The 12,515-nt window shown below is 64.0% G+C and carries 9 protein-coding genes; 5 read left to right on the top strand and 4 right to left on the bottom strand.

The window, feature by feature from the left end; translation table 11 throughout:
* Window positions 1–126: 126 nt before the first annotated feature.
* From ACVOLV_RS20790 to ACVOLV_RS20780, 3 genes are all read right to left on the bottom strand, one after another.
* Window positions 127–1,188, bottom strand: a complete 1,062-nt coding sequence (locus ACVOLV_RS20790) for a patatin-like phospholipase family protein (protein WP_481556021.1) — start codon at window positions 1,186–1,188, stop codon at window positions 127–129.
* A 72-nt stretch (window positions 1,189–1,260) separates the two neighbouring features.
* A complete protein-coding gene (locus ACVOLV_RS20785; RefSeq protein WP_481556020.1) occupies window positions 1,261–1,812 on the bottom strand; it encodes a hypothetical protein in 552 nt (183 codons plus the stop codon).
* 244 nt (window positions 1,813–2,056) lie between these two features.
* The gene (locus ACVOLV_RS20780) at window positions 2,057–3,070 is read right to left on the bottom strand and encodes a TIGR00266 family protein (RefSeq protein WP_481517673.1); all 1,014 of its coding nucleotides are present in this window, start codon (window positions 3,068–3,070) and stop codon (window positions 2,057–2,059) included.
* A gap of 173 nt (window positions 3,071–3,243) precedes the next feature.
* On the opposite strand from ACVOLV_RS20780, the gene ACVOLV_RS20775 reads away from it, so the two are divergent.
* Window positions 3,244–5,547 carry a TonB-dependent receptor gene (locus ACVOLV_RS20775; RefSeq protein WP_481556019.1) on the top strand — a complete coding sequence of 768 codons (2,304 nt, stop codon included), beginning with the start codon at window positions 3,244–3,246 and terminating at the stop codon, window positions 5,545–5,547.
* Window positions 5,548–5,969: 422 nt separating this feature from the next.
* Here ACVOLV_RS20775 and ACVOLV_RS20770 read toward each other — a convergent pair whose 3' ends face one another.
* Window positions 5,970–7,076 carry a glycoside hydrolase family 18 protein gene (locus ACVOLV_RS20770; protein ID WP_481556018.1) on the bottom strand — a complete coding sequence of 369 codons (1,107 nt, stop codon included), beginning with the start codon at window positions 7,074–7,076 and terminating at the stop codon, window positions 5,970–5,972.
* A 646-nt stretch (window positions 7,077–7,722) separates the two neighbouring features.
* On the opposite strand from ACVOLV_RS20770, the gene ACVOLV_RS20765 reads away from it, so the two are divergent.
* The 4 genes from ACVOLV_RS20765 (at window position 7,723) to ACVOLV_RS20750 (ending at window position 12,334) form a co-directional block, all read left to right on the top strand.
* Window positions 7,723–9,951, top strand: coding sequence for a TonB-dependent siderophore receptor (locus ACVOLV_RS20765; protein WP_481556017.1), 2,229 nt, complete (start codon window positions 7,723–7,725; stop codon window positions 9,949–9,951).
* Between the two features lie 108 nt (window positions 9,952–10,059).
* Entirely contained in the window at window positions 10,060–10,386 is a 327-nt protein-coding gene (locus tag ACVOLV_RS20760; RefSeq protein ID WP_481556016.1) for a DUF3649 domain-containing protein, read from the top strand.
* Entirely contained in the window at window positions 10,383–12,005 is a 1,623-nt protein-coding gene (locus tag ACVOLV_RS20755) for a PepSY-associated TM helix domain-containing protein (protein ID WP_481556015.1), read from the top strand. The genes ACVOLV_RS20760 and ACVOLV_RS20755 overlap by 4 nt, the downstream gene beginning before the upstream one ends.
* Window positions 12,002–12,334, top strand: coding sequence for a DUF3325 domain-containing protein (locus ACVOLV_RS20750; protein WP_481556014.1), 333 nt, complete (start codon window positions 12,002–12,004; stop codon window positions 12,332–12,334). The genes ACVOLV_RS20755 and ACVOLV_RS20750 overlap by 4 nt, the downstream gene beginning before the upstream one ends.
* Window positions 12,335–12,515: the final 181 nt, after the last annotated feature.

Raw genomic sequence — 12,515 nt, 5'->3', positions numbered from 1 at the left:
CCCGCGATCGCGCGCGTCGGGGGGGCGCGGCTTGACCGCAACTTCCTCACTACTTACCAGCCTCCGCGCGCGCTGCTGACCCCCCCCCCCCACAAAACTACAAAGCTGCAGCCCTGCCGTTGATCCTCAGCGCGCTGGTGCGCTGCAGTTCTTCTCGATGCCGCGCAGCTTCTCGATGCGGCTGCGGCTGTCCTGGCAACGCTGGTGCGCTTCGGCCTGCACGGCAGCAGCGCGTGCATCGGCATTGCGCGCGGTTGCGACCCGCGCCTGCTGCAGGCGGGCAATACCAGCACGGATCTGCGGCATCGCCGCCATCGCCGCCTTCTCGCCTTCGAGGATGGCGCGGCCACGCTGCTCGAAATCGGCTGCGCCGATGTCCAGCACCGCCGGGCGGATCACCACGTCGGCGCGTGCCAGTTCCTGCTCGCCCAGGCGCTGGCCCATGATGGTGATCGACTGGCCCACTGCACCGAGCAGGCCGGTCGGACGCTGGCCGGTGGCGCGGCTGGAGATATCCACCGCGATCACGAATTCGGCCCCCAGCTGCTTGGCCGCATCCACCGGCACCGGGCTGACCACGCCGCCGTCGACATAACTCTTGCCACCGATGATCACCGGCTCGAACACACCGGGAATGGAACTGGAAGCACGCACCGCCTGGCCGACATTGCCGCGCACGAACACCGCGCGTTCACCGGTTTCCAGCTGCGTGGCGACCGCGGCGAATGGCTTCTGCAGCTGCTCGGCGCGCTTGTTGCCGACCTGCGCGTTGACGTAGTCCTGCAGCTTCTGGCCCTGCACCAGGCCACCGGAGAACAGGCGGATATCGCGGATGCTGGCTTCATCCAGCGCGACGGCCTTCTGCTGCATCTGGAAGGCGTTCATGCCGCTGGCGTACAGGGCACCGACCACGCTGCCGGCGCTGGTGCCGGACACCACCACCGGCTCGAAGCCGTTGGCCTCCAGCATCTTGATCACGCCGATATGGGCAAAACCCTTGGCTGCGCCGCCGCCCAATGCCACGCCGATCTTGACCGGCCTTACCGGCGTGGTCGGCTGCACCGCTGCCGGCGGAGTGGGCTTGGTGTTCTCGCCGCCGCAGGCTGCCAGCAGGCCGAACAAGGAGAGGGACAGCAGCAGTCGGGCGTTGCGCATGATGAACAGGGGTGTCGGAAAGGGCGCCAGCATAGCGCTTTGTGTTGGCAAGGCCGCCAGTGGGCCAATGCATGGTTTAGCTGCGGCTGTCATCCGCAGCCGGTTTCAGCTTGCCGGGAGGTATACGGTTGGAGTCCAAATGCCCAAATACATCGCGAGCATGACGAATATGAATATCCATAAGAGCCCGCCCAACACCAGCCACACCCAATTTGCTGCGGTCAGCCGAGAATTCCCGGCGCCACTGGGGTCATCGCAAGCAAGGTTGGCCGCGCGTTGCGCCTGCACCAAGGCCGTCGCGTTCAGTGCCATCAACAGCATGGCGACCCAGATAGATGGAAGAGGCGGTAGCACTGCATCGGGGATGCGCTTGACGATGCGTCCGCCAATGGCCGAGATGACGTAGGCGCCAGCCCACATACCCGGTGACCAGCTGTAGCGCTTGCCTGCTCGCTGCAGGCGGTGGTCGATTTCCTGGTTCAGGCTGTGGGCGAAGAAGATCGCGAAGATCGCGCGCGGTACTGGCCAGATACTCAGCTTCTTGTCGCGCTTGTGCCGGGCCCAGTGCTTCCAGAACCAGTACAGCGAATAGAAGCCCATCGTCGCCACGTACAGCAGCACCAGCTTGGTGATGGAGACCACATAGAACGGCGGCAATGCCGAAGGTTCTGCTGCTTCCTGCGTCAGCGAGGATTGTGGCGGTGCGTAAACATTGTCCCGCGCGTGCATGGCGTCCTGCCATCCCCTGAAAATGAATGCGGCGAGTATGGCGACGGCGTCGGGGCACTACAAGGAAATACGTCTTCTCTGCGCAATGGCGGCTTGTTCCGTGCGCACGGGGCATGTGCGCAGGGTTCCGCAGCCCGGACTTTCCAGCCGGGCTACGGACGCCAAGGCGACGTCAGAACTTGTTGTCACCATCCAGCAAGCGGCCCAGCCCGCCCAGCACCGAGCCCTCGCCGCGGCTCTGGCCGCCGCCCTGTGGTGCAGCGGCAAACATGCGGCCAGCCAAACGCGAGAACGGCAGCGACTGCAGCCATACCTTGCCGGGGCCGGTCAGCGTCGCTAGGAATACGCCTTCGCCGCCAAAGAACATGCTCTTCAGGCCGGCCACGCGGCGCACGTCCATGTCCACGCCAGCGTGGTAAGCCACCACGCAGCCGGTATCCACGTCGATGCGCTCGCCCGCGGCCAGCTCGCGTTCCACCACGCAGCCGCCGGCGTGCACGAACACCCAGCCGTCACCTTCAAGCTTCTGCATGATGAAACCTTCGCCACCAAACAGGCCGGTCATCACCTTGCGCTGGAAATGCACGCCCACCTGCACGCCGCGCGCGCCGGCCAGGAAGCTGTCCTTCTGGCAGATCAGCTTGCCGCCGTGCTGGTCCAGCTTCATCGGGATCACCGTGCCGGGGTAGGGCGCGGCGAAGGCGACCTTGGCCTTGCCGTTGCCGGTATGGGTGAACACGGTGGCGAACAGGCTTTCACCGGTGATCACCCGCTTGCCGGCCGACATCAGCTTGTCCATGAAGCCGCCGCCCTGGCCCTCATGGCGGCCGTCACCGAACACGGTGTCCATCTGCACGGTCGAATCCTTGAACATCAGCGCGCCGGCCTCGGCAATCGCGCTTTCGCCCGGGTCCAGTTCGATTTCCACGAACTGCATCTCATGCCCGATGATGCGGAAGTCGATATCGTCGGCACGGTTGCCCCTGCCACCTACCGGCGGCGGCATCGGTGGCGGGCCGGCCTGGCCGCCGAAGTCGGCGATTTCGGTCACCGCCTGCCAGCCCTGCATGCCCTCGCGCCAGGCCAATGCCTGGCGGCTACCCTGGGCAAAACGGCGCGCGGCCTCGTCGTCCATGGGGCCGACGCGGTCGGCCTGGCCGGGAATATGGAAATACCACTGGGTCATGACAACGTGCCTGGGCGGGAAGGAAGCCCCAAGTCTATGCGGCGGAAGGGGCACTTACCCCTGACAGGCGTCATGCCGCTGAATACCTGAACGATTGCGATACGAATGTTGTACTGCAACAATTCCATGCTAGGCGCAGTTCCCCATTCCTCCTCAACAGGCCCTTCTCCGCCATGTCCCCGACCCGTACCGTCCGCCGCCGCTTGCCGGCAGCGCATCCGCTGTTTGTCGCCGTTCTTGCCGTACTGCCACTCACCGCTGCCGCGCAGGATGCGACGCCCGCCCAGAAGCAAGCCTCAACGCTGGATGCGGTGAAGGTCACCGCCGCACGCAAGGTGGAAAACATCCAGGACGTGCCGGTGTCGATCAGCACCGTCAGCGGCGAGAAGCTCGACGCGCTGGCCTCCGGCGGTACCGATGTGCGTTACCTGTCCGGCCGCGTGCCCAGCCTGAACATCGAATCCTCGTTCGGCCGCGCCTTCCCGCGCTTCTACATCCGCGGCTACGGCAACACCGACTTCCGTCTGAACACCTCGCAGCCGGTCTCGCTGGTGTATGACGACATCGTGCAGGAAAACCCGATCCTGAAGGGCTTCCCGATCTTCGACGTGGAACAGGTGGAAGTGCTGCGCGGCCCGCAGGGCTCGCTGTTCGGCCGCAACACCCCGGCCGGCGTGGTCAAGTTCGACTCGGTACGTCCGTCGCAGGAGTTCGAGGGCTACGGCAAGGTCGGCTACGGCAGTGACAACCTGTGGAATGTGGAAGCCGCCGTTGGCGGCGCGCTGAGCGCGCGCTGGTCGGCACGTGTGTCGGCCCTGTACCAGCGCCGCGACGACTGGGTGAAGAACACCGGCACCGGCCCGAATGACGGCCTGGAAGGCTATGACGAATCGGCGGTGCGCGCGCAGTTCCTGTACGAAGGCGACAACTTCGAAGCGTTGCTGGGTGCGCACAAGCGTCACCTCAACGGCACCGCACGCCTGTTCCGCGGCAACATCTTCAAGAAGGGCAGCAACGATTTCGTTCCTGGTTTCGACGAGAACAAGGTCTCGATCGACGGCCTGAACCACTCCGAGCTCGACAGCAGCGGTGCCAACGCACGCCTGAGCTGGGACCTGGGCAACTACAAGCTGTCCTCGATCACCGGTTACGAGACCGTGGATACCTTCAGCGTCGGCGACATCGACGGCACCTCCGGCCCCTACTTCACCGCCGATGTGCCGTTCGCCTCGGAAACCGCCGATGGCATCCCCAGCCACTCGCAGTGGACCCAGGAACTGCGTCTTGAATCGCAGAACGAAGGCCCGCTGAACTGGCAGACCGGCGTGTTCTATTTCAAGGAAGACTACGACGTCGACAGCGTCAGCTACGACACCACCAATGGCAGCAAGCAGGACGGCTTCCAGCGCATCAACCAGACCAATGACGCCTGGGCGGTGTTCGGTGGTTTGAATTACCAGGCCACCGACAAGCTGGAACTGCGCGCTGGCGTGCGCTACACCGTCGACAAGAAGGACCTGAAGGTCAAGGATTACTGGAACACCGGTTTCTCGCCGTGCGTGCTGTCGGCCAAGTGCGATCTCGCCGGTCTGCTCGCCGCACAGCAGGCAGCCTACGCCGCAGGCGATGCCGTCGACCCCTACCTGTCGGCTTCGACCAAGGACAAGAAGTTCAACTGGGACTTCTCGGCTACCTACGCTGTCAATGACACCGTCAACGTCTACGGCCGCGTCGCCACCGGCTTCCGTGGCAGCTCGATCCAGTCGGCGGGCGCCTTCAACAACAAGACCGTGGCCGATCCGGAAACCGTGTTGTCCTTCGAAGCCGGCGTAAAGGCCGATTTCTGGGACAACCGTGCGCGCTTGAATGCCAGCGTCTACCACTACCGGGTCAAGGATCAGCAGCTGACCGCCGTGGGTGGCGCCGGCGGCAACGCCAACATCCTGCTCAATGCCGACAAGAGCGTTGGCCAGGGCTTCGAGCTGGATCTGCAGGCCTACCTGACCGACAACCTGCTGGTCACCCTGGGCAGTGGCTACAACCACACCGAGATCAAGGATGCCGATCTGAGCGTGGCGCCGTGCTTCTCCTGCACCGTGACCAATCCGGTCGTCGATGGCAAGGCGTTGATCAACGGCAACTCGCTGCCGCAGGCACCGGAGTGGACCCACAACATGACCGCACGCTGGTCGTTGCCGCTGGCTGATGGCACGCAGTTGTACGTGTTCACCGACTGGGCATACCGCAGCGAAGTGAATTTCTTCCTGTACCAGTCCAAGGAATTCACCGGCAAGTCGCTGCTGGAAGGCGGCCTGCGCGTGGGTTACCAGTGGAATGATGGTGACTACGACGTGGCGCTGTACGGCCGCAACATCACCAACCAGATCCGCGCCACCGGCGGCATCGACTTCAACAACCTCACCGGCTTCATCAACGAGCCGCGTCTGTGGGGCGTGGAGTTCAAGACCCGCTTCTAAGCGTTGCTTGTGTGAGTTGAACGAAGAAGGCGCGGAGCAATCCGCGCCTTCTTCGTTTCTGTAGTGCCGAGCCATGCTCGGCAAGAGGCCTTGCAGATAGCCCCGCCGATCACCGTGTGGAAGCGGCGTAAGCCGCGAAGCCGAGAGCCGATCAGATAGCGGTAGTGCTTGCGATTCAAGCAATGCAGGCTTCGCGGTTTGCGCCGCTCCCACAAAGCCGCGTCGGTGAAGCCCCTGCCGAGCATGGCTCGGCACTACTTGGCGCTGCAGCGCGTGGCCAATCTAGACCTTCTCCCGCATGCGGGAGAGGGGTTGGGGTGAGGGCAGCTTTTGCGGGGAAGGCCTCTGCCGAGCATGGCTCGGCACTACGGTTGGGGCATTACCGGTGAAGCCTCTGCCGAGCATGGCTCGGCACTACCGGATCAGCGCAATGCCTCGTGCAACACATCAAGCAGCTGCTCGTTGTCATCCCCGCGCTGTTCCCAATACATGATGCCGCCCAGGCCCTGCTGCTTCACGTAGTTGGCCTTGATCAGCAGCGATTGCGGATCGTCGTAACTGATCATGCGTCGCTCCTTGGCATTCCACAGCCACGGCACCTGCGCCTCGTCATCCCAATGACGCTGCCAGTCCGGTGCATTGAGGCGGGTATGGACGATGTCACGCCAGGTGATGAAGCCGCCCTCCTTGGTGAACTTCTGGAAGCGACCGTTGTTGGCACTGCCGACATCACCAAAGGTGCGGCCATAGAACGGGACGCCGACATTGATCTTGGCAGCAGGCACGCCTGCATCAAGGAAGTACTTCACCGCATCCACGGTGGTGCGGCCCTGCGGCGTGGCCAGTGGTGAACGCGCAAGCCCGGAGTGATGGCCGGTGGTCTTGGTCAGGCTGCCGTAGAAGTCGTAGGTCATCAGATTGATCCAATCCAACGACTGCGCGATGCGCGGCAGCTCCAGCCCTTCGGCAGCGCGGCCTTCAGCGGCGGCGATGGTCAGCAGGTAATGACGCTTGCCATCGCCCTCGCGGTCCAGGCGCGCGCGCAGTTCTTCCAGCAGCACAGTGAAGTTGTGGCGATCATCCGGGCTGTGGCTGATGTCGGCATCGCCGAGCGTGGGGTATTCCCAATCGATGTCCAGACCGTCGAGCTTGAACTGATGCATCAGCGCGACGCTGCTGTCGATGAAACGCGCGCGTGCAGGCGCGCTGGCCGCGGCCTCGGAGAAGTTGCCGGCACCCCAGCCACCAATCGACAACACGATCTGCAGTGAGGGATTGTCCGCGCGCTTGGCGACCACGGCGTGCAGGCGTGCCGGATCCACCTGTTCGGGCAGATAGACCGTGCCGTCGAGGCGGACTACGGCGAAGGCGAAGTTCACCACGTCGAGCTTCTGCGCCGACAACTGCAGCGGCTCGGGGCTGTCCATCACATAGCCGATCAGGCGCGGTGGTTGTGCCTGCACGGCGAAGGGCAGCAGTGCGGCGATCAACAGTGCATGCAGGCGTGGACTGCGAAGGAATGCAGGCATGAGAGGTCCCGGAATGAGAGGACCCCGGACTGTAACCGCAGGCGCCCATCACGGCACAAGGCGGTGACGTCGGAAACCATTGTGCAACTGTAGAGCCGAGCCATGCTCGGCTGGGGCGTTACCGGTAAGCCTGCCGAAGGCCTTGTAGGAGCGGCGTCAGCCGCGAAGCCGGCATTTCATCGGTTCGATGAATTTCCGCAATCAAACGGACGACTCTACAGTTGCTCAGCTTCGCGGCTTACGCCGCTCCCACAAACACTCTATGACCGGCTTTTTGAGCACTTTCCACGATGCCCAGCGCCATCCATGGATGGCATCAAGAGAGCACTTTCTTTGCGGAAAAAATCGCACTGCAGAAAGTTCAACAGTTTCAAAAGACAATTTAGCTTGCCCTCATAAATAAGAATGGTTATCGTTACGAACTAGGCCGTACGCCCAGCCCCTCGCGGCAGCGATGCACAGCATCCACCGCCAAGCCCCGTGTACCCCCGATAGATACCAAGCTGCGCGACGCCAATGGGCCGACGCGCTGCGCATGCGGGCAGCACGCGGGAAACCTCTTCCGGCACCTCACACGCCAGTCGTGTGGCGCAGCCGTGGGCACTCCTCTGTTGGCCGCACCACTTTCGCCACTCAGGAAACGCCGATGCATCTCCCCCGTGCAACTACTCCGCTTTCACTGCTATCGACCGCTCTGGCCATCGCTCTTGCGGGTAATCCCACTTCTGCGCGCGCAGAAGCGCCGGCCGACAACGCAACCACACTCGATGCAGTGAAGGTTGTCGCCGAAGGCGAGCTGCCCAACTCCTATACCGTCAAGCACGCCAGGACCGCGACCAAGCTGGACCTGTCGCTGCGCCAGACGCCGCAGTCAGTGACGGTCATCACCCGCCAGCGCCTGGACGACATGGGCCTGTTCTCGTTGTCCGACGTGATGGGTCAGGTCACCGGTGTGCACGTCTCGGTCACCGACAGCGAGCGCATCAACTATGTCTCGCGCGGCTACAACATCACCAATTTCCAGGTCGATGGCATGCTCAACACGTTTGGTGGGTCGATCAAGACCAATACCGACAACGTGATCTATGAGCGCATCGAAGTGGTACGTGGCGCCACCGGCCTGACCACCGGCGCGGGCGATCCGTCCGGCACCATCAGCTTCGTGCGCAAGCGCCCCACCGACACCGTGCAGATGGGCGCAAACCTCACGCTCGGTCGCTGGGGCAATCAGCGCATGGAGTTCGACATCGGCGGCCCGGTGGCCTGGGACGGCCGCATCCGCGCCCGCGCGGTCGCCGCCAAGCAGCAGAGCGACTCGTTCCGCGATGTCTACAAGCTCGACAAGAACGTGTTCTACGGCATCATCCAGGCCGACGTCACCGACAGCACCCTGCTTGAGCTCGGCTATGAGTACCAGTCGCCGGAGACCTCCGGCGTGACCTGGGGCGTGGTGCCTTACTGGGGTGTGGACGGCAAGCCGGCCAACCTTCCGCGCTCGACCAACATGTCGGCCTCGTGGAGCCAATGGCCCATCGTCGAGAAGACCAGCTTCGCCCGCATCGAGCAGCAGCTCGGCGCCGGCTGGGCATTGAAGGGCAGCTTCACCCACGCCGACCGTGAAACCGATGGCAGCGTCTGGTACGGCGCCAATGGCTTCCCGCGCCCGGATGGCACCGGCGTCACCGCCTACCTGTCGCATTTCGCCGAACAGAGCACGATGGATGTGTTCGACGTGAACGTCGGCGGCAACTTCAAGCTGTTCGGCCGCGAGCACGAGCTGGTGTTCGGGCTGGGCGAATCCCTGCGCAAGGGCGAGTCCCCATCCATCACCATCCCCGCCTATTCCAATGACTACGCGCAGGTGCCGGATTGGCGCAACTGGACCGGCAACATCCCCGAACTGCCGATCGTGCGCAACGGCTACCTGGGTTCGGAAAACGAATTGAAGCAGCGTGCCGCCTATGTCGCCGCCCGCCTGCAGCTGGCCGATCCGCTGCTGGCCGTCGCCGGTGCCCGTTACAGCACCTGGGAAACCAAGACCTGGCGCTACAGCTACGACAACGCCGGCAACCGCACCGGCACCGCCCGCGGCGGCTACAAGCCGGAGAACACGTTTACCCCGTACTTCGGCCTGATCTACGACATCAACAAGTACTTCAGCGCCTACGCCAGCTACACCGACATCTTCCAGCCACAGGAATACCGCGACAAGAACAACAGCTACCTGGAGCCGGTGGTCGGCGACATGTGGGAAGCCGGCTTCAAGGCGGAGTTCTTCGACGGTCTGCTCAACACCTCGGCTGCCGTGTTCAAGGGCGTCAAGGACAACGTCGCCGAGGAAGATGACAGCGTCCCGCCGGGCTCGCTGCCAGGTGGCGCCTCCGCTTACCGCTCCACCGGCAAGGGCAACAAGGTCAAGGGTTGGGAAGTGGAAGCACAGGGCAGCCTGGGCGAGCACTGGAACCTGTCGGCCGGCTTCGCTCATACCACCAGCTACAACCAGGAAGGCGTGCGCCAGAACACCACCACTCCGGTGGATACGTTCCGCCTCAACACCAGCTGGCGCCCGGGCGGTGCCGAAGGTCGCTTCTGGCTTGGCGGCGGAGCCACCTGGCAGAGCGAGATCTGGCGCAACAGCAGCAAGCCCGCCGCCGACTACCTGACCAGTGGCCGCACCGTAAGTGCGCGCATCACCCAGGACTCGTTCTACCTGCTCAACCTGTCGGCGGGCTACCGCTTCAACGAGAACTTCAGCGCCCAGCTCAACGTCAACAACCTGCTGGACAAGGAGTACTTCAGCAACGTGGGCTTCTACAACGGCGTGTACTGGGGTGAGCCGCGCAATGTGCTGCTGACCCTGCGCTGGAAGCTCTGATCCCTCCAGGGAACCACTGCCAGGCAGTGGCGGCCAGGGACGGCCGACTTATTCCACGCCACCGGCTCTGCCGGTGGCGTCCGTATTGATCCGACTATGCAGGTTCCTGTGGACAGCACGCCTCTCGCCAGCCCCTGGTACACCCGTCTTGGCAGTTTCTTCGCACGCCCCTGGCTGGGCGTGTTGTCGCGCTCGCTCGCCGCCATCGTCGGCGGCTATGCGCTGGCCGCTACTTCTTCGATGTTCGTCGCCGTGAGCTTGCCAATCGCCCGCAGCCAGGCAGTGCTGACCGGCATGCTGGTCGCCATCGTGCTGTGCGCCTGCGCCGCATTGTGGGCATTCGCCACCCGCAGCGCGCTGCGCGCGTGGGTCGGCATCCTGATCCCGACCGCGCTGTTGTGGTTCGGCACCCAGTGGTTTGGAGCTGCAGCATGAAGAACGGATTCCGCCAATCGATGGCGTGGTTGCATACCTGGACCGGCTTGCTGGTCGGTTGGCTGCTGCTGCTGATCTTCATGGCTGGCACGGCCAGCTATTACCGTGAGGAAATCAGCCGTTGGATGCGGCCTGAACTGCCGCGCAGCACGGTCAGTGCCGACGATGCCGCCGCGCGCGCACTCAGCTTCCTGCAGCACAAGGCACCGCAGGCCGAGAGCTGGAGCGTCACCCTTCCCGATGCCCGCAACCCGGCAATGCGCATGTTCTGGCGCAACCCGGAGTCGATGGTCAAACCTCCAGTCGAGGGCGAAAAGCGTCGGCGACGCGGCGGCGGTCGCTTCGGTGATGCCACCGTCGACCCCAATACCGGCAATGAAGTCACCGCGCGTGAGACCCGCGGCGGCGACTTCTTCTATCGCCTGCATTTCGACCTGCACTACATCCCGGTGATATGGGCGCGCTACATCGTTGGCTTCTGCGCGATGTTCATGCTGGTGGCGATCATCACCGGAGTGATCACCCACAAGAAGATCTTCAAGGACTTCTTCACCTTCCGCCCGCAGAAAGGACTGCGCTCGTGGTTGGATTTCCATAACGTCAGCGCCGTGATGGCGTTGCCGTACCACGCCATGATCACCTATACCGGCATCGTTACCTTGATGTTCCTGTACCTGCCATGGGGCGTTAAATCGGCCTATCCGAACGACGAGGACGCCTTCTTCAGTGAAGCCTTCGCGCGCATGGCCGAAGTCGAGTCCCCGGCGCAAGGCACGGCGACGCCCGTACCGATCCAGCAACTGATGGACAGCGCGCGCAAGCAATGGAATGGCGCCGATATCGGTGGTTTCACCGTGTACCGCCCCGGCGCTGCCAACGCGGTGGTCGACATCCAGCAGCGCGATGGAAAGCGCTTGTCGATAGATACACCGTCGCTGCGCTATGACGCGGTCAGCGGCCAATTGCTGGAAGCCAGCCCGGGCGCCGGTGGTGCAACGCAGACGCGTGGCGTGATGTACGGGTTGCACCTGGCACGTTTTGCAGACTGGGGCCTGCGAGCCTTGTTCTTCCTGTCCGGTTTGATCGGCTGTCTGATGGTGGCCAGCGGCGTGGTGCTGTGGGCGGTGAAGGAGCGGCCAAAGCATGCCAAGTCCGGCAAGACCGGCTTCGGCCTGCGCCTGGTCGATGCCTTGAACATTGGTGCCGTGGCCGGCCTGCCGATCGCGTTCGCTGCTTATTTCTGGGGAAATCGATTGTTGCCTGTGCAGTTGGCCGAGCGCAGCGAAGCCGAAGTCAGCGTGTTCTTCTACGCCTGGGCGGCATCGCTACTGGCCGCCTTCATCTGGCCCAGGCGGATGATGTGGGCATGGCAGCTGTATGTGGGCGCGGCGTTGTTCGCGCTGATTCCGGTGGTCAACGCGCTCACCACGCAGGCGCATCTTGGCGCGACCATTGCATCGGGTGATTGGGTGCTGGCGGGCTTCGACCTGACCATGATCATCTTCGGCGCATTGTTGGCCTACTGCGGCTGGCGCATGCAGCACTGGCAGCCGCCGTTGAGCGCTGCCGAGAAGAAGCGCCGGCAACAGGCCGCGGTGGCTGCGGAGGCAAGCGCATGATGCTGCTTGCCCTGGGTTTGTCGTTTGCTGCGTTCGCCGCCTTGTCGTTGGCGATGGAGAAGCATCAGCTGGAGCTGCACGGCAAAGATGGCGCCAGCGTTTCGCGTATGCGGCTATGGCGCTGGTTGGGCTGGAGCCTGCTGACGGCTGCGTTCGCGCTGTGCGTATGGCGCGGTGGCTGGGCGCTGGGGCCGGTGTGGTGGTTGGGTGCGATGACACTCGCCGGCTTGCTGTTGGCGTTCGGCCTCTACCCGTACCGGCCGCGCTGGATTGCGCCACTGGCGTGGGCCTTGCCAGCGGCGGGGCTGGTGGCAGCTACCCTCATGTAGAGCCGAGCCATGCTCGGCTGGAAGCGTTACCTGTAGAGCCGAGCCATGCTCGGCTGGAAGCGTTACCTGTAGTGGGGGGGGGGGGGGGGGGCGGGGGGGGGGGGGGGGGCGGGGGCGGCGCGGGCGCGCCGGGGGGGGGGGGGGGGGGGCCAGACGCGGGGGGCGCGCCGCGGACGGGGGG

The organism is Stenotrophomonas sp. STEN023 (assembly GCF_056760135.1).
This window is presented reverse-complemented; position numbering and strand designations above follow the sequence as displayed.